The sequence below is a fragment of the Fictibacillus arsenicus genome, from assembly GCF_001642935.1.
GTDB lineage: Bacteria > Bacillota > Bacilli > Bacillales > Fictibacillaceae > Fictibacillus > Fictibacillus arsenicus_B.
This window is the reverse complement of record NZ_CP016761.1, coordinates 3,455,284-3,472,666: the sequence shown is the minus strand read 5'-3', so window position 1 is coordinate 3,472,666 and position 17,383 is coordinate 3,455,284. Positions and strand designations below refer to the sequence as shown.

The window sequence follows — 17,383 nt, the reverse complement described above, 5'->3', positions numbered from 1 at the left end:
GAGCGGTAGTAAGGTATTTTGAGCGGTACTCAAGATTTTTGAGCGAAAGTCAGAGTGTTTGAGCGTAGGTCAACTATTTTGAGCGAACGTGTAATAAATACAAGAACACGTACCGTAAATCCCTTAACACAGCACCTTTCGATTCCAAGTTATACGAGTTCCCAATCATTCACCCAATCCATACACTAATTACAATAAATATTCCTTTTTATAAGGAGTGAAAACATGCCATCTAAAGATGATTTTATAAAAGCTGAAGGCACATCTTTTCCAGGAAAAACATACGTCGATCATCTGCTTCGTCCTGTTTTTAACGATCAGCGGGACTACTTATTTAAACAAATGTTTCAAATACACCGTGCACATGTTGTGATGCTTGCTGAACAAGGTATTTTAGATAAAAAAGAAGCGGGTGTAATTCTGCAAGGAGTTGAAGCAGTCGCTAAAACCGACTACCAAAAACTCGAATACGATCCTCAGTTTGAAGACCTCTTTTTTATGATGGAACATAAGATCAGTGAAGAAATTGGTCCGGACCTTGCAGGGAAAATGCACATCGCCCGAAGCCGAAACGACATGGGTGTTGCCATGTACAGGCTCGTTTTACGAGAACATATCTTGGTGCTGTTGGAAAGTTCTCAGCTTCTGACGGATGCTCTCCTAGAACAGATAGGAGAACATGCCGAAACCATTATAACAGCCTATACCCACACCCAACCAGCGCAGCCTACAACATTAGGACATTACTTAACAGCCATTTTAGATGTATTTCTCCGTGACATAAATAGACTTTGGTACGCTTATGAAACTGTAAATCGTTCGCCAATGGGTGCGGCCGCTTTATCTACAACCGGCTTCCCCATAAACAGAAAAAGAGTCTGCGAACTTCTAGGTTTCAGTGAACTCGTCGAAAATTCTTATGATGCCATAGCTGGTGCGGATTATCTCGTAGAGTCCGCAACGGCTGTTCTGTCCATGATGGTCAACTGCGGCAGATGGATACAAGACTTCCTCCAGCTTGTTACCCGAGAACACAACATCATCAAAGTAGCCGATCCTTACGTTCAAATCAGCAGTATCATGCCTCAAAAAAGAAATCCAGTTTCCATCGAGCACTCACGTTCACTGGCCAGTTCTTCAGCAGGCGAAGCACTCGCAGCCATTCAAATGATTCACAACACGCCATTCGGTGACATCGTGGATACGGAAGATGATCTTCAGCCGCACCTTTACAGAAGCTACGAAAAAGCGAACCGGGTCATTCAACTCATGCATGCTGTTATCCGGACAATGGAGGTCGACAAACAACGAGCACTCAACCAGGCGAAAACCTCATGTATCACAATAACCGAACTAGCGGACGTACTAGCGCGAGATAAAAACGTTGCTTTTCGAAGTGCTCATCAAATCGCAAGTAGCATCGCAAAAAAATGTTCACAAGAAAAGCTTCAACTAAACGAAATCCCTTTTCGGACGGTAAACGAAGAAATAAAAAAACGGTGCAATGTCTCTTTGAGACAGGAAGAGTGGAACAAGATCATTTGTCCAATCGAATTTATAAAAAAACGAAACATTCAAGGCGGTCCGAACCCTGATGAAGTAAACAGAATGGCAAAGGAAAGAAGGAATTTTTTATCTCAACTTGAAACTCAGTTAACAGAAGAAAAGAACAGACTGTCATCCGCTAAACGAAAGCTGCAAGAAGCAGTGGAAAAATGGATGGCTGATATTAAATATTGAACCTGCTACTCTCTGGCAGGTTTTACATATTCTGTTCCAAAGACTTCCCATCACAATCCTTTTGTAATATAATTCAGAAAAATAAGCAGCAAGTGGTGATTCTATGCATCATTTATTATTTATCAGCTGTATGATCTTATATTTACTGTCCGTTGCTATCCCAAGCAGTGCATTAAATCTGGTGGTTTCTATTCTTTGTTTATTGATCGTAGCGCTCTCTTTTAACCGGGTGGGGAAGACGGTCCAGGTGATCAGCTCTATCTTTTTAATGGTTGGACTAGCTATGCTTTGGACAAGCGGAGCACAGTGGAAAGATTACATCCTGTCATTCGGACCGATGCTCAATCTTCTGTGTCTATTTATGGTTGTTCCGCTTCTAGCTTATCCGATCCGTCTGGGGAACTATGCTTCTTCTATTCAAGAGATTATCAGTAAAAAGGTAAAAAACCCGAAGCAGCTTTACATGATGACCTCTGGCTTATCTTATTTCTTCAGCAGCTTTATTAATTTAGCAAGTTTGCCCATGACGTATCATGCGATAAAACCTTCTCTTTCGAATTACTCTGTGGCTAATGAATATCGGTTCATGAGCAGGGCCATCACGCATGGTTTTTCAATGCCTCTATTATGGACGCCAGTTACGCCTATCGTAGGGATCGTAATTGAGATGAACGGAGTAAGCTGGGTTTCCATGCTGCCGTATTTGGTCCCGCTTAGCTTGATGGGGATAGGGTTGGATTGGCTGCTCGCAACTCGCCAATATAATAAAAATGTAAAAGCAGGATACGTTACGGATAAAGAAACTGCCGCTGCTGCAGAATTTGTACCGCAGCAAACGAATCGTACAAGCCGGCTGTTTCATATTTTGATTGCACTTATCATCTTTAATGTTATCGTTTCAATCATCGAAGTCAAATCATCGTTTAGCTTTCTTTTTATCGTGACGCTGCTCGTCATTCCAGTAGCTTTATCGTGGAGCATCCTTCTTCGTAAAGGGAGGTTGTTTTTAAAAGGGACAAAAGAACATTTTCAGACGCATGTTGTAAAAATGAGCGGACAGTTTGTGATTTTTTTATCTGCGGGATTCTTCATATCAGCGATGAAATTTTCGAACACCGATCATGTATTCAACACCGGATTGCTGCAGGTAAAAGATTCAATAGGAGTTGAGTCGTTCTTGGTGCTGCTTCCGCTGGTTCCTCTCATTCTAGCATTCATGGGATTGCATCCAGCTGTAGCGATTGCGTTGATGGCTGAAGCGCTGGATCCAAATGCTCTTCAAATTTCCAGCCAGCTGCTGACTTTATCGATGCTTGGAGGAGCAGTGGGAGCGTTCTTAATGGGACCATTTAATGCAACCATCGGCTTGATGGCGACCATTGTGGAAGAAAGCCCGTACAAGATATCGAATTGGAACGCGCCTTTTACGATTTCTTATCTCTTGTTATTAATGAGCTTTATCTTTTTATTACAACTCATCGCATAAGAAAAGCAGTCCCCGCATACTAGGGGACTGCTTTTTGCTTCTTATACTGCTGTAGATTCTCTGAGTACTAGCTTCGTATATTTTGAGTCTGGACCAGAACCAGAAGCGGCTACCATCTCATCGAGTTCTGCCCTCGCATCCTCTACCGTTTCAAAGGATTCAAAGAACTTAACTCTAATTTCATTTACAAACTCTTTTCCTTCATACTTTTCATATAATCGAATTTTAATAGAATCATCTGTTACTTTGGCAATGGTGTAGCTTGCTTTTATTTCTTCAAAAAAGATAAAGTCATAAGTTTCTACCGGCTCAAGTCCTTTGCTTTCGATCGTCGTTTGATACGTATCTTTATTCGTCAAAATAATATACTTTCCCATATCTACACCTCACTATTGTATTTTGTATACCATACACTCCCATTCTACTCAATCCAGAAGAGTAAATCAAACGAATTTTGAATATATTGAATTTTTAGTAAAAAAGACCTTATTCCAGTCATATCAACTCATTTTTTCTAAAATTCCGTTTTACAAACCAAATACGAATGATATAATCAAAACTAAGTTTCTGAAAATTGAAAACATTTTAAACTATAATAACAAGGAAAGAGGTGTACAAAATGCCAACAGTTCGCTTAGTTCAAGATGGGGAAATTATTGAACAAGAGGTAAAGGAAAATAGTAATCTAGTCGTATTAGCCGGAATCAAACAATTTCCGAAACTGCGTTATGGATGCGGAATTGGAAAGTGCACAAAGTGTGTATCGCAGATATCTAAAGGAGCGGAGCAGTTAGATCCACCAAACTGGAAAGAAGAAAAAATGCTCGGTGATAAGCTCGATGAAGGATTCCGTTTAACTTGCCAGCTGACGGTAAAGGATGACCTGGAACTGATTCAGGATAAAAATTTTAACATGAAAGGTATACAATATTCCAAAGTGACCGCTAAATAACCTCTTAATCTAGCTAACAAGAAAGGAGTGAACTAAAGTGAATTCCTATCTCTTGACGGAAATGACCTATCCAGAAGTAGAAGAAGCTTTAAAAACGGTTAAGCTGGCAATCATTCCAGTTGGTGCCCATGAACAGCATGGTCCGCACATGCTTGAGAGCTGTGATGCTGTTCTCGCTGAAAAAATGGCCAACAAGCTTGCTGAAAGGCTTTTTCCTAATGTAATCGTTGCTCCAACAGTCAACATGGGAGTATCCCATCATCATCTCAATTTTGCCGGAACGATTTCTCTTCGGCCATCAACACTCATTTCAATTTTGAAAGACATGATCGAATCTCTTAAACACCATGGAATATCACAATTTTTATTATTAAATGCACATGGCGGAAATCAATCTACGTTAAGTGTAGCAAGTCTGGAACTCTCCAGAGAACTAGATGTAAAGGTTTATTACTCCAAGACAACTGCATCGGCTAAAACAGCCATATCACAATATGTAAAGTCACCATTGTACGGACACAGCTGCGAACGTGAAGTATCAGAAGCGTTGTATCTTGCCCCTCATCTAGTAAAAATCAACCGTCTTGAAAAGGGGGATATCCAGCCAGGAATCTGGAAGGAGCTAAGACCGAACAAAGCGGTTCAAGGTCCGTACCAATATGAAGAAATGACAGCGAATGGATGTATTGGGGACGCTACTCAAGCTAGTGAAGAAATAGGCAAAGAAATTGTAGAAGAAGCACTGAACAATGTAGAAACAACAATCAAAGAAATACTGGAGTTAACAACGATAAGAATCTGATTTTCCTTTTTATTAAAATGAATGGGAAGAAGGTGCTCGTATGGAGTTAACATTTGCTCATTGGTTGTATGCATTTGTCACATTGGCCGTTATTACGACGATGCTGTTTCGTAAAGGCGTCGTGCTGCCGACATTGCTTGGAACGATGCTTGTTGCGTGGGTTTATACAGGATCTATGGTGGGCGGATTAAAAGCTGTCTTCAATGCCAATTTAGTTGCGGCGAAAGAATTATTCAGTATTTTTCTCATTATTACATTCATGGTTGCCCTTTTGAAATCATTAAAGGACCATGTTGCCTATCTGGTGCTCATCGGAATCACGTTTGTTATCTCTCTATTTTTCTGGCCGACTCCTGCAATTCCGTTAATCTGCGCACTGTTAGTACCTGCTGCTATTCGTGCAGGACTTCCTGCGATGGGAGCAGCAATGGCGGTTGCGATGGCAGGGCAAGGGATGGCACTGTCATCAGACTATATCATGCAGGTTGCACCTATGCTGTCTGCTAAAGCAGCAGGTGTCTCGACAGATATAGTCGCAACAAAAGCTTTCGTTTTGTCTTTGTTTACTGGTACTACAGCATTAAGTATCACCTATCTTTTAATTAGAAAAGAGATCAAGAAACCGAATGAAGCAGAAAATCGCAATCTATCGGATTCTGTAAGCGCATACAATATGCAACTTGATCTTGAGACAGCATCGCAAGTATCAGCGGCAACGGAAAAATACATTTCTGATAAAGAACTGAACATGTGGGGGAAAGTGTTTGCCGTATTAGTTCCTTTGTCTATGCTTGGCGTCATGCTTTATATGTTCTCTACCAAACTAGGCGGTACATCCGTTGCACTTGAAGGCGGCGATGGAGCGGCTTTCGTTGGCGGAGTAGCGATCGTGTTGTTAGTTCTAGCAAGCACGGCTTTTGCACGGATGCATGCATTGGACAAGATCAGTGACTATATTACAGAAGGTTTTGTTTTTGCGTTTCGTGCGATGGGGCCAGTAATCCCGATAGCAGGATTCTTTTTCCTAGGATCAGGTGATTTTGCGGCAGGGATCCTTTCCTTAGCAGAAGATGCTGCAAAGCCAGCGTTCTTGTTTGATCTTGTACAAGTAGCACAAAGCACCATTCCGCAAAATGGGTTCCTAACGGCATTCGGCATCTTAATAATTGGTATTATCACAGGTTTAGATGGATCAGGTTTTTCTGGGTTGCCGTTAACAGGAGCATTATCTGGAGCTCTTCATACTGGGACAGGCATTGATCCGACTACATTGGCAGCGATCGGCCAGATGGGTGCGATCTGGACAGGCGGGGGAACCATTATTGCATGGTCATCACTAGTTGCAGTTGCTGGATTTTGCGGGGTTCCGATATTGGAGCTGGCTCGTAAAAACTTTTTCCCTGTACTAACGGGGCTCTTCCTGGCTACATTTTTGGCCATATTAATCTGGTAACTCAAAAATAGTTAGAAAATTCATACAAAAGGGTTGACATTGATAAAAGACACAAGGTAGTATAGGGTTAAAATTGGTATACCAAATACAAAATACCAATTTGGTGTGAAGATAGCATACATACCAAAGGTTACTATTCTAAGGAGGAGATTCACAATGGCAGAGTTGTTATCAAAAGATGAGTTCCGTAAACAATTAGAAGAAGCGATCAAAGGTAATCACAGTCAGAAAGCACCTTTTACAGAAGCATGGGCTACTGGTAAGTTATCTCGTGAACATTTTGCACGGTGGGCTGAAAACCATTACCACTATGTAGGGCCATTTGCGGATTATCTGGCGTACATTTATGCTAGCACTCCTGAAAAATATACAGATGCAAAAGATTTTACACTTCAAAACATGTATGAAGAAGAAATAGCAGCGGATCGCCATACAGATCTATTGATTCGTTTTGCAGAAACGTGCGGTACAACACGTGAAAGAGTAGAAGATCCGCATAATATTGCACCAACAACATTAGGGCTGCAAAGCTGGTGTTACGCCGTTGCGATGAGAGAGAACTTTGTTGTTGCAACAGCTGCTCTTGTAGTCGGCTTAGAGTCTCAAGTACCTGATATCTATCGCAAACAGACACCGATTTTAAGAGAAAAATACGGATTTAACGACGAAGAGATTGAATTTTTCGATCTGCACATCGTATCCGATGAAATCCACGGTGAGCGCGGATACAAGATCGTACTCGATTGTGCTGACACAGTAGAACTTCAGCAGCGCTGCCTGGAAGTGGTAAGAACGGGTGCTAAGATGCGCCGTATGTATATGGACGGACTTTACAACACTTATGTTGCGAAGGACTTGGATCCGGTAAAATCGTAAAATCTTAATCTACTAAAATAGCGTACCTTATTAAAGGCAGTTTCTCGATCATGAGGGAAGCTGCCATCATTTTTATTACGATATAGAAAGGAAGATTTTGCATGTTATCCACACAAGTACGGACATATGAAAACTACATCAATGGCCAGTGGGTTAACACCGGGACTGGTGAAACATTCGCAAGTCTTAATCCAGCTGATAAAGAGCAAGCGGTCGGTTACTTTCAAGCATCAACCGAAGCAGAAGCCACACAGGCTATCGAAGCTGCTGCGAAAGCATTTCCGAACTGGGCGGCGTTATCTCCAGCAAAAAGAGCTTCTCTATTAAATAAAGCTGCTGATATTCTTGAAAGCCGGCTGGATCAAATAGCAGAAGAATTAACACGCGAGGAAGGAAAACCATATAAAGCTAGTTTAGGAGAAGTGAAGCGTTCGGCTGATACACTGCGTTTTTATGCGGTGGAAGGTCAAACGTTTACGGGTGAGACGTTTCCGAGCGATGATCCTAAAATGAGAGTGTATACCGAACGAGAGCCGCTTGGTGTAATATCCGTTATTACGCCGTGGAACTTTCCGTTATCCATTCCGGCTAGAAAAATTGCACCGGCATTAATTACAGGCAACACGGTCGTTTTCAAGCCGTCATCAGATACACCACTCGTGGCGTATCGTCTGGTAGAAGCTCTGCATGAAGCGGGTCTACCGCCAGGCGTACTGAACTTTGTTACGGGTTCTTCTACTAAAATCGGAAAGGTGCTGGTTAACCACCCGGCGATCAGGGCTGTCACGTTTACCGGATCAACGCATGCTGGTGAAGACATTCACCGGACAGTCTCTCTGACAACGAGAACGCAGATGGAGCTTGGCGGAAAGAATCCGCTTATCGTCATGGAAGATGCGGATCTCGACGAAGCCGTAAAGCTCACGATTAATGGAGGATTTTCGCTCACTGGGCAGGCTTGTACAGGTACGAGCCGGGTGATCGTCATGAAATCGGTGAAAGAAGCGTTTGTAGAAAAACTCGTTCAAAAAACAAAAGAGCTTACTATTGGTAATGGGTTTAATAAGGATGCCTTTTTAGGACCGCTGGCTAACGAAAAACAGTTAAAAAATGTACTGAACTATATCCAGATCGGAGTCGAGGAGGGAGCGACTCTTGAATACGGAGGGGAGCATCTCACTTCTTCTGATTTTGAAAAAGGCTACTACGTAAGTCCAGCCGTTTTTTCCAACGTGACATCAGACATGAGAATCGCTCAAGAAGAGATTTTTGGACCGGTTGTTGCGGTCATCGAGGCTGATTCGTATGAGGAATCCATTTCGATTGCCAATTCTGTAGAATATGGTCTTTCTGCTTCCATCGTGACTCAAAATATCGCACGTGCGGAAGGCTTCATAAAAGATATTCAGGCTGGAACGGTTAAAGTGAACCGGACAACAACCGGCAACTTGATGAATGCTCCGTTTGGGGGATTGAAAAAATCCAGTACATCCACGTTCCGAGAGTCAGGCAGAGTGGGGCTGGAATTTTTCACACAAACAAAAACGGTTTATGTAGGCTATTAATCTAGCAATGAGGTTAAGGGGGAGATAGCAGTGAGAACGGCCATTAAATTAGAATTAGAAGAAGCAAAAATCATGATTGAAGCTGCCAAGCAAAAAGCGGAAGAGATCAACGTACTGGAAACGATTGCGATCGTTGATGATGGAGGATATGTGATTGCGTTAGAAAGAATGAACGGAGCGCGCATCACGGGACCAGAAATCGCGATCGCCAAGGCGTTTACTGCTGCAGGGCATAAAAGATCCACGCACCTGTTTAATCATTATCCTAATGGACCCGCACTACCAGGAAATGAAGCGTTTGGTATACAGCATATGCTCGGGGGGAAGTTTGCTGTATTCGTAGGAGGGTTTCCGATCGTAGTCAATGGAGAAGTGGTTGGAGGAGTCGGCATCTCCGGCGGGAACGGCGAGCAGGATACAGCTGTTGGAACTGCGGCATTGCAAGCATTACATGATCTTTTATTGGAAACAGGACATCCTGTATTGGTTGAAGCGGATATAAAGGTATAAAAGGACGCGGGATATTTTCTAGTAACATAGAGAATATCCCTCCGTTTATTCTGTCTCCTATTTAACATCAAGAAAGAAGGTGTTTTTTTGCGCACATATTGGGATTTATGTGTAGGTTTTGCCAGAACAGGTGTAACAGGATATGGTGGAGGACCTTCCACGATTCCGCTCATTGAATATGAAGCAGTAAAAAAATATAAGTGGATGACAGAAGAAGAATTCGGGGAATCGCTGGCACTTGCAAACACACTTCCCGGACCGATTGCTACAAAGATGGCGGCCTATGTAGGCTATAAAATAAAAGGACCGCTTGGTGCTTTTGTTGCCATCATGGCTCATATCGTCCCGTCGCTTATTGGAATGCTTGGGTTGTTAGGTGTTTTGTATACCTTTAAATCATCTGCAGTTGTAAAAGGAATGATTAACGGTGTAGCACCAGTTGTCGGAGTGATGCTTGCGGTCATGGCTTATCAATTCTTTCAAAAAGGCCGTCAGGGGCTCGGCAGCAAATGGATGATCGGCATGTCGCTATTCTCCCTTTGTGTGATTGAATTTCTAAATCTGCATCCGGGATTTGTGATCATTCTCTTTTTAACGAGTGCCTTTGTTTGGAGTACGTATAAAGAGAGCGGCAAGACTTTATTCACACGAAAGCAAGTCATGAGAAGCAGGGAGGAAGAGCTATGATATACTGGGACATCTTCTGGGCATTTTTTATTTCGAACCTGCTCGGGTATGGAGGAGGACCATCAACCATTCCTCTTATTCAAAATGAAGTGGTTAATCAGTATAAGTGGCTCACACTAAAAGAGTTCGGAGATTTATTGGCGATGGCAAACGTACTCCCAGGTCCGATCGCTACCAAAATGGGAGGGTATATCGGCTATGAGATCGGCGGAGTACCCGGTCTATTTATTGCACTGATCGCAACCATTGCTCCATCCGCAATCGCTGTTATTATCTTGTTCGCATTCGTTAACCGATTTAAAAAAGCACCACAGGTGAAGTGGATGACAAAATCGGTTCAGCCGGTCATTGCGATTCTTTTAGGCGTACTGGCTTTTCAGTTCTTTTTAACAGCATTTGATGAAATTGGGGTTCTCCACTTATTGGTACTAGGTTTAGGAAGCCTGCTGCTCCTTGAAAAAATAAAGGTTCACCCAGCACTCGTTATTGTCGCTTCATTATTTTATGGAGGTATATTTTTACATTAACAAGTGACATCAATTGCTCTTATAAAAAATTAAAGCTATAATTTGTATACCAAACAGCAAACGACAGGTGGAGTGTTTTATTATGCAAAATAAGTGGGCACAAGAAGATTTATTGTCCATCCGAGAACGCGCATACAGATATTTAAAAGATATGATCCTTGACGGAGAGTACAAAGCAGGTGACCGGCTAGTAGAACGAGAGCTTGCCGAAAAACTCAGCATCAGTCGTACTCCTATTCGTGAAGCTCTTTTTAGATTAGAATCACAAGGTTTTGTTAAAACGGTGCCGCGCAAAGGTGTCGTCGTTGAACGTATATCTGAAGAAGAGGTTATTGAGGTTTTCACTATTCTATCTTCGCTTGAGGTATTAGCGTCAAAGCTAGCTGCACAGAAAATGGATGAGCGTACACAAGCTGAATTTGACGGTATGATAGAAAAACTTCAAAACTTGGAAGGCAAAACAGAAGAAGAAATCTCACAGCTGCACTTGGAGACGAACAAGATCATTCATACAGCTGCCAAAAGTCCAAAGCTGCATGAGATCCTTTCCGGTTTAACGGATTATATTCGAATCTTCGCTAATTCAAGCTACGAAACACCGGGCCGAAAAGAAGAATCGATGAAAGAGCATCTGGAGATCATGAAAGCTGTCCGCAACAAGGAAGTTGAGATGGGTGAATACTTAACGAAAATTCATATTGAAAACTCCAAAAAAGCTTACATCGGTTTCTTAAATCGATTAAAAGAAAAAGAGCAGAGATAACAGAACGATTCTGTTTTCTCAGCTCTTTTTTACGTTTAGGGTAGTTATGCAGGAGGCTTGGTGTGACACTGGTGCATAGATAGGCATTTTTAGTGCATAGAACATCTAGTTCAGCGCATAGAAAGCAGTTTGGTGCATAGAGAGATTACTTCGGTGCATAGACTAATTCGTTCCGCGCATAGATCTGTAAAATCGGTACATAGAGTTTTCATTTTGGTGCATAGAGCTGGCGTATACCTGCTTTTACTCTCTTATACCCCGATCACAACAGGTGCACTCAAATTTTTTAAGGCTTTAACAATACTCATTGACACAATATAACTTGATTTTGGGTTATCCAGCAGCGGTGTGTTTTGTACTTTTACGGAAACCTCACCAAAGTGTCCCTTAGCGGTAACCTCATGTGAGTTCTTTTCAATGGTAGGATCAACAAAAACCTGAACTTTGGTTTGGTCGAATCCCATTCCTGCCAGACTTAATGCTGCTGAAACATTCACGCTTTCTGGAAAGAGTTTTGCTGATTCCCGGGCATAACCATCAAAAACACAAAACGGCTCTTTTATCGTCTTTAAATCTACTTTTTCTTCAACAAAGGTGCCATACCACGCACGAGGGGGCTTTCGGCTTACTAGCTTCACTTCTTCAAGTGTGTGGTTTGAAGCCGCATTTATCCGATCAAGTCCGGCAATCGCAGCTGAAGGTATAATAAGCTGTTTTTTTGAAGCGACAGCTGCCTCTTTTAATGAAGAGAACAGTTCGTCATCTGTTAATGCACCAACCGATACGATGACAAGATGAGCACCCTTGGCTAACGCCATTACTCCATACTGTTGGACTGACTGATGTCCAGCTGCTTCTACAACTACATCTAAACCCAAAGAGAAAAATGTATCCTCTTCATTAGTGATTACACACCGTTCGTTTGGAGGAATAGATATTTTTTCAGGTGATCGAACGAGAATCCCCGTAATTTTTGCATTCAGTCCATGTTCTCTATCAAAATAAGTTGCTAAATCCTTTCCTATCGCCCCGTATCCGATCAATCCAACTTTAAGCATGAAGCACCTCCAAAAGAGTAATTGTATATTGTATACCTAAATTATAGAGCAAGGAGTATGCAAGTCAATGACTCTAGGTGTAATTATCTGAAAATTTAATATTGTCATACTATTGTTGATATGGTATATTGTATACCAAGAATAGAAAAGAAAACAGGAGGTCAAATCAATGCCCACTATTCATTACTTAACGAGTGATAAAAAGATTGAGGTACCTGAAAACTCCAATATTTTAAGAATGTCTTTAAGGTATGATGGTGAACTTCCGAACCGGTGCGGAGGAGGAAACTGTGGGACATGTGTTTGTAAAATTGAAAAAGGACTGGAACATACAGATAAGATTAAACCTGTTGAGAAAAAAAAAGTAGGTGAAGAGCTTCTTGGCCAAGGGTATCGACTGGGGTGCCAGACGTTTGTGAATGGTGATGTTGAACTTAGCTGGGATAAAGAAATTACAAAAATGGTTCAGCGAAGAAAAGTCGTACACCCTAAAACGCCTATAACTACAACTTAAATGTAAGGGAGGATCCTGCTAATGCTGGTATGCCAGAATCATGTCAGAAAAGCCTTACAGATTTTAGTACTTCCTCATATTAAAGAAGTGTCGCAAAAAGCGCCATGCTGCTTTTGCCAAAAAGATGCACGATTAAATGTTTATTATTCTCATCAATCCATTGGTTATGAAATTAAAAAGATTCATAGGAAACCCGCCTCTTAAAGGAGACGGGTTTCTTTAATGTTTATTTATTTCTTAGTATTTAATAATGTTTTTTAAAATGTTCATTTTACGGTCAACAAGTTTTTGCACTTTTTTTGAGCCGAATAAATATTTGAACATATCGTTTCCCCCTGTACCTGTTAATAGTAGCTTTTTAATTGATAATCACTATCAACTTAATCATATTGTATACCAAATAGGTGCAAATGTCTATATTTTCGATTAATTTTAAGTTATATATATGATTTGGTATACCATATAACTGATTCGTGAAAATTTTCTGTTAATATTCTCAATTAGTGTAATGCGGAACTTTTAGATTATAGTTTAAATAAATATCCATAATTGCCGATATATGTAATAAACGGGACTTTGAAGGAGGAAAACATGGATAACACAGTGGTGAAACGGTTAGTGATGACTTCTGCGTTTGCTGGTGCTTTTTTTGCTGTTCCTCTCGTTGGTGAAGCTGCTTTAGGCGATGTGACCTTAAAGCAAGGAATCAATCATAATGACGTGAAACAACTCCAATCCCTTTTAAAAGAGAAAGGATTTTTTAAAGAGCAGCAAACGACTACCTATTTTGGACCGGTAACCAAAAAGGCAGTCATGGATTTTCAGAAAGCGAATGGTCTTGTGGTTGATGGGATCGTTGGAAAACAAACTTACAAAAAGCTTTTAGAGAATTCTTTTCAAGAGGGACCGCCCAAAAAGCAGCCGGTTCAAACTGTTGTACCACCTTCTTCAAAAGAATTAAAGCTTCATTCTACAGGACAAGCTGTAATGAAGCTTCAGCAAGATCTGAAGTTTCTCGGCTTTTTTACATATTATAAAACAACTGATTATTATGGAACGATAACAACGGAAGCGGTTCGGAAATTCCAGAACAGCCAAAAGCTAAAAGCGACAGGGGTTGCAGATGCAACGACATTAGACCGGATTTCGAAGGCAGTTGCCGCAAAGAAAAATCCAGTGCAGCAACCTGCAGCACAACCAAAACCTGCTGCGCCTAAACCGGCAACACCACCAGCACCAACTAAACCAGCTCCACATCCTCCACAAAACAAGGTGAAAGAATTAAAATTCGGCATGACAGCTCCGGAAGTAAAGCAGCTGCAAACACGCCTGAAAAATTTGGGATTCTTTACATACCCGATGATCACGGACTATTTTGGAGCGGTAACAGAGGAAAGTGTAGAGAAGTTCCAGAAAGCTTATGGGTTACCTGTAACGGGGATCGTAACGAAAACAGTTTTAGATAAAATGACAGAAGTAGAAAAACAAAAAGGTGAAACGCCTAAAACTTCTGATCAGATTACGATCAATATTATTGCGAATGCGGCTGAGCTTATGGGCACACCATATGTATGGGCAGGCACGACTCCGCAAGGCTTTGATTGCAGCGGCTTCCTTCAATATATTTTTGGGAAAGAAGGTGTGTCGCTTCCACGAACGGTTGCTCAAATGTGGAATGCTACAACATCAGTTAAGGAACCTGCAGTTGGTGATCTCGTATTCTTTGAAACATACACAACAGGTCCATCGCATGCAGGTGTCTATATCGGAAACAACCAGTTTGTGCATGCAGGATCCAGCACAGGTGTAACGATAAGCAATTTGAATTATGCGTATTGGCAGGATCGTTATCTCGGTTCGAAGCGCGTAAATTATTAATCTATGTTATCCTTATAATCACTTTATGAGTCAGTTTTTGCTCATAAGGTGATTTTTTTATCATGGAACTATCATACATTTATTACCATGCCTTTTGTTATACTTGAACAAATGTTTAAAGAAAGGAGATCTGTTTTGAAAAATCTTTACAAAATCATGTTATTAGCAAGCTTTTGTTTCATCCTTTTAACGGGGTGCTCAGAGCCTCCAAAACCTGAGGATACATTAAAGAAATACACAGCTTTATGGCAAAAAAACGATTTTGAGAATATGTATGAAATGCTAGATTCAGAGTCTAAGAAAAAAATCTCAAAAGAAGACTTCGTAAAACGCTACAGTGATATATATGGCGGCATAGAAGCTGAAAATCTAGAGGTGGAATTGAAGCCTTCCAAAGACAAAAAAGAGGGAGAAAGCGAGAAAGCGAGTCTTTCTTATTCGGTTAAGATGGATACACTCGCTGGACCGATTGAATATACGCATCAAATGAAGATGAATCTAGAGGAAACGAAGGATTCTGAAGCTTGGAAAATGCAATGGAACACGTCGCACATCTTTCCTGAAATGGAGGAAGGTGACCGGATTTCAGCGTCAAGCATTTCTCCTAAAAGAGGTGAGATTTTAGATCGAGAAGGAAATCCTTTAGCATTTAACGGAACAGCGTATGAAGTTACGATTGTTCCGCAAGAATTGCCGAAAGACGAGAGCAAAACGATTGAACCTTTAGCAAAAATTTTAGGAATGACACCGGAAGAAATACAGGAAAAAATAGATCAGCCTTGGGTGAAGCCAGACTACGGCGTGCCAATAAAGAAAATGGAGACGGATAATCCGAAGATACATGATGCGGTCAAATTAGAGGGTGTGAAATCTCCGAAAAGTGAAACGCGTATTTATCCGCTGAAGGAAGCGGCTGCGCATCTTACCGGCTATATCGGTCCAGTTAGCGCGGATGATCTGAAAAGGTTAAAAGGAAAGGGATACACCACGCAAGACTGGGTCGGAAAAGCAGGTCTTGAACAGGTGTACGAGGAACAGCTGCGTGGAAAATCAGGCGGCATTATCAAAATTTTAACAAGTGATAAGGAAGAAAAAGCAGTCTTGGCGGAAAAAGAAGTCGTAAATGGAGAGGACGTTAAAACGACAATCAAAGCCCAAGTTCAGCAGTCCATCTATTCACAGCTCAAAGGAGATGTGGGTACATCATCCGCTATCCATCCAAAAACCGGTGAAGTGCTCGCACTCGTGAACAGTCCGTCTTACAATCCGAACGAGTATACGCTTGGGATTTCAGGAGAAACAAGGAAAAAGTGGGCGAATGATCCCAAGAACCCTAAAATGAACCGCTTTAAATACACATACGCACCAGGTTCCACACTTAAACCGGTAACGGCGGCAATCGGTCTGGAGAACGGAACTCTGGATCCGAATGATGTTATGAAAGTGAATGGGAAAACGTGGAAGAAGGGTGAGTCGTGGGGGAACTACCACGTAACCCGAGTAAGTGCAGTGCCTAGTGTTAACCTTGAAAAAGCGTTAATATACTCTGATAATATTTACTTTGCGCAAGAGGCTCTAGATTTAGGGCAGGAACAATTTGTGAGTGGATTAAAGAAATTTGGATTTGGAGAAGAGGTTCCAGTCTCGTTCCCATTTGAAAAATCTACAATGGGAGAGGAAGGAATGACTGAGGTCCAGCTAGCTGACAGCGGGTACGGCCAGGGGAAAATTCAAATGAGTGCACTTCACGTGGGACTTTCCTATACGCCGTTTTTAAATAACGGAAACTTGTTAGCGCCAAAACTGGATCAATCCAAAACTGATCCAGCCATCTGGAAAGAAAATGTGATCTCGCCTGAAACCGTAAAAATCATTCGTGAAGACCTGACGAAAGTTGTTACGAGCTCAAACGGAACGGCACATGAGGCATATATGCCAAAACTGCCTCTTGCCGGAAAGACCGGGACAGCTGAACTCAAGAAAAGTAAAGAAGATAAAAACGGAATGGAACTTGGCTGGTTTGTTGCATACAACACAGAGGATCCGTCACTTCTTGTTACCATGATGATTGAAGATGTAAAAGGAAGAGGCGGCAGTCATTACCTTGTACCAAAAGTGAAAAAAGTGTTTGAAGAGAACTTTAGTCAATAAAAAAAGGGGCTGACCTAAAAGGGAGTGTAATGTGACCTTTTGGTGTCAGCCTTTTTTTATTTTATGGAAGTCTATGCATCAAATCTATCATCCTATGCACTGAAAAAAGGGGTCTAAGCACTGGATTTGCCTTTCTATGCTCCATAAAAAAGCTGCTATGCGTATTTCCAATTTCTATGCGCTGATAGTGACGCTCTATGCACCAAAATAGCTAGTCTATGCACCATTCACATATTATCGGACAGTTCCATAAGAACCAAACATTTGGCGACGAACTAAACGGCAATCGAGGCACCTAAAACAACCTCTCTCCACCTAAATGATCACATCACCCCATCTTTATACCTACAGTTAATCACGATTACCATTCTTTATTACCATATTTCTAAATTTTCAGAAAAGTATGTTGATAGGTGTCAAA

17 protein-coding genes are annotated in these 17,383 nt (G+C 41.4%); 15 read left to right on the top strand and 2 right to left on the bottom strand.

The genetic code is table 11. The features are described 5' to 3' along the window. The first annotated feature begins 225 nt into the window (after nucleotides 1-225). Both argH and ABE41_RS17645 read left to right on the top strand, forming a co-directional pair. Nucleotides 226-1,740: an argininosuccinate lyase gene (gene argH, locus ABE41_RS17650; RefSeq protein WP_066293219.1), complete on the top strand. Its 1,515-nt coding sequence runs from the start codon at nucleotides 226-228 to the stop codon at nucleotides 1,738-1,740. 103 nt (nucleotides 1,741-1,843) lie between these two features. Continuing rightward, nucleotides 1,844-3,226 carry a hypothetical protein gene (locus tag ABE41_RS17645; RefSeq protein WP_066293215.1) on the top strand — a complete coding sequence of 461 codons (1,383 nt, stop codon included), beginning with the start codon at nucleotides 1,844-1,846 and terminating at the stop codon, nucleotides 3,224-3,226. Nucleotides 3,227-3,267: 41 nt separating this feature from the next. On the opposite strand, the gene ABE41_RS17640 is transcribed toward ABE41_RS17645, so the two are convergent. Further along, a complete protein-coding gene (locus ABE41_RS17640; RefSeq protein ID WP_066293213.1) occupies nucleotides 3,268-3,603 on the bottom strand; it encodes a hypothetical protein in 336 nt (111 codons plus the stop codon). Nucleotides 3,604-3,845: 242 nt separating this feature from the next. Here ABE41_RS17640 and ABE41_RS17635 point away from each other — a divergent pair, with 242 nt between their 5' ends. From ABE41_RS17635 to ABE41_RS17595, 9 genes are all read left to right on the top strand, one after another. Continuing rightward, complete coding sequence (locus ABE41_RS17635; protein ID WP_066293210.1) at nucleotides 3,846-4,178, top strand: 2Fe-2S iron-sulfur cluster-binding protein; 333 nt, start codon at nucleotides 3,846-3,848, stop codon at nucleotides 4,176-4,178. A gap of 37 nt (nucleotides 4,179-4,215) precedes the next feature. Further along, on the top strand, nucleotides 4,216-4,980 hold the full coding sequence (locus tag ABE41_RS17630) for a creatininase family protein (protein ID WP_066293208.1): 765 nt from the start codon (nucleotides 4,216-4,218) through the stop codon (nucleotides 4,978-4,980). 40 nt (nucleotides 4,981-5,020) lie between these two features. Further along, entirely contained in the window at nucleotides 5,021-6,433 is a 1,413-nt protein-coding gene (locus ABE41_RS17625; RefSeq protein WP_066293206.1) for a hypothetical protein, read from the top strand. Between the two features lie 156 nt (nucleotides 6,434-6,589). After that, nucleotides 6,590-7,309, top strand: a complete 720-nt coding sequence (locus ABE41_RS17620; RefSeq protein ID WP_066293201.1) for an iron-containing redox enzyme family protein — start codon at nucleotides 6,590-6,592, stop codon at nucleotides 7,307-7,309. A 101-nt stretch (nucleotides 7,310-7,410) separates the two neighbouring features. Further along, nucleotides 7,411-8,874 carry an aldehyde dehydrogenase family protein gene (locus ABE41_RS17615; RefSeq protein WP_066293196.1) on the top strand — a complete coding sequence of 488 codons (1,464 nt, stop codon included), beginning with the start codon at nucleotides 7,411-7,413 and terminating at the stop codon, nucleotides 8,872-8,874. Nucleotides 8,875-8,904: 30 nt separating this feature from the next. After that, nucleotides 8,905-9,384: a GlcG/HbpS family heme-binding protein gene (locus ABE41_RS17610; RefSeq protein ID WP_066293194.1), complete on the top strand. Its 480-nt coding sequence runs from the start codon at nucleotides 8,905-8,907 to the stop codon at nucleotides 9,382-9,384. Nucleotides 9,385-9,471: 87 nt separating this feature from the next. Continuing rightward, nucleotides 9,472-10,071: a chromate transporter gene (locus tag ABE41_RS17605; protein WP_066293191.1), complete on the top strand. Its 600-nt coding sequence runs from the start codon at nucleotides 9,472-9,474 to the stop codon at nucleotides 10,069-10,071. Further along, a complete protein-coding gene (locus tag ABE41_RS17600; protein WP_066293189.1) occupies nucleotides 10,068-10,598 on the top strand; it encodes a chromate transporter in 531 nt (176 codons plus the stop codon). Before ABE41_RS17605 ends, ABE41_RS17600 begins: the two co-directional genes overlap by 4 nt. A gap of 82 nt (nucleotides 10,599-10,680) precedes the next feature. Further along, nucleotides 10,681-11,361, top strand: a complete 681-nt coding sequence (locus ABE41_RS17595; protein ID WP_066293187.1) for a GntR family transcriptional regulator — start codon at nucleotides 10,681-10,683, stop codon at nucleotides 11,359-11,361. A 251-nt stretch (nucleotides 11,362-11,612) separates the two neighbouring features. Here ABE41_RS17595 and ABE41_RS17590 read toward each other — a convergent pair whose 3' ends face one another. Continuing rightward, nucleotides 11,613-12,419 (bottom strand): aspartate dehydrogenase, encoded by an 807-nt coding sequence (locus ABE41_RS17590; RefSeq protein ID WP_066293184.1) that lies wholly within the window; start codon nucleotides 12,417-12,419, stop codon nucleotides 11,613-11,615. A 169-nt stretch (nucleotides 12,420-12,588) separates the two neighbouring features. On the opposite strand from ABE41_RS17590, the gene ABE41_RS17585 reads away from it, so the two are divergent. From ABE41_RS17585 to ABE41_RS17570, 4 genes are all read left to right on the top strand, one after another. Beyond that, nucleotides 12,589-12,933 (top strand): 2Fe-2S iron-sulfur cluster-binding protein, encoded by a 345-nt coding sequence (locus ABE41_RS17585; RefSeq protein WP_066293183.1) that lies wholly within the window; start codon nucleotides 12,589-12,591, stop codon nucleotides 12,931-12,933. Between the two features lie 21 nt (nucleotides 12,934-12,954). Next, a complete protein-coding gene (locus ABE41_RS17580) occupies nucleotides 12,955-13,137 on the top strand; it encodes a hypothetical protein (protein WP_066293182.1) in 183 nt (60 codons plus the stop codon). Between the two features lie 387 nt (nucleotides 13,138-13,524). Beyond that, nucleotides 13,525-14,811 (top strand): C40 family peptidase, encoded by a 1,287-nt coding sequence (locus ABE41_RS17575; RefSeq protein ID WP_066293181.1) that lies wholly within the window; start codon nucleotides 13,525-13,527, stop codon nucleotides 14,809-14,811. A 135-nt stretch (nucleotides 14,812-14,946) separates the two neighbouring features. Next, nucleotides 14,947-16,962 (top strand): penicillin-binding transpeptidase domain-containing protein, encoded by a 2,016-nt coding sequence (locus ABE41_RS17570; RefSeq protein WP_172827372.1) that lies wholly within the window; start codon nucleotides 14,947-14,949, stop codon nucleotides 16,960-16,962. The last annotated feature ends 421 nt before the right edge of the window (nucleotides 16,963-17,383 follow it).

Excerpts from the sequence above, each read along its gene's own strand:
- argH (WP_066293219.1), top strand. The coding sequence starts at position 226 with ATGCCATCTAAAGATGATTTTATAAAAGCTGAAGGCACATCTTTTCCA.
- ABE41_RS17645 (WP_066293215.1), top strand. The coding sequence starts at position 1,844 with ATGCATCATTTATTATTTATCAGCTGTATGATCTTATATTTACTGTCC.
- ABE41_RS17640 (WP_066293213.1), bottom strand. The coding sequence starts at position 3,603 with ATGGGAAAGTATATTATTTTGACGAATAAAGATACGTATCAAACGACG.
- ABE41_RS17635 (WP_066293210.1), top strand. The coding sequence starts at position 3,846 with ATGCCAACAGTTCGCTTAGTTCAAGATGGGGAAATTATTGAACAAGAG.
- ABE41_RS17625 (WP_066293206.1), top strand. The coding sequence starts at position 5,021 with ATGGAGTTAACATTTGCTCATTGGTTGTATGCATTTGTCACATTGGCC.
- ABE41_RS17620 (WP_066293201.1), top strand. The coding sequence starts at position 6,590 with ATGGCAGAGTTGTTATCAAAAGATGAGTTCCGTAAACAATTAGAAGAA.
- ABE41_RS17615 (WP_066293196.1), top strand. The coding sequence starts at position 7,411 with ATGTTATCCACACAAGTACGGACATATGAAAACTACATCAATGGCCAG.
- ABE41_RS17600 (WP_066293189.1), top strand. The coding sequence starts at position 10,068 with ATGATATACTGGGACATCTTCTGGGCATTTTTTATTTCGAACCTGCTC.
- ABE41_RS17595 (WP_066293187.1), top strand. The coding sequence starts at position 10,681 with ATGCAAAATAAGTGGGCACAAGAAGATTTATTGTCCATCCGAGAACGC.
- ABE41_RS17590 (WP_066293184.1), bottom strand. The coding sequence starts at position 12,419 with ATGCTTAAAGTTGGATTGATCGGATACGGGGCGATAGGAAAGGATTTA.
- ABE41_RS17585 (WP_066293183.1), top strand. The coding sequence starts at position 12,589 with ATGCCCACTATTCATTACTTAACGAGTGATAAAAAGATTGAGGTACCT.
- ABE41_RS17580 (WP_066293182.1), top strand. The coding sequence starts at position 12,955 with ATGCTGGTATGCCAGAATCATGTCAGAAAAGCCTTACAGATTTTAGTA.
- ABE41_RS17575 (WP_066293181.1), top strand. The coding sequence starts at position 13,525 with ATGGATAACACAGTGGTGAAACGGTTAGTGATGACTTCTGCGTTTGCT.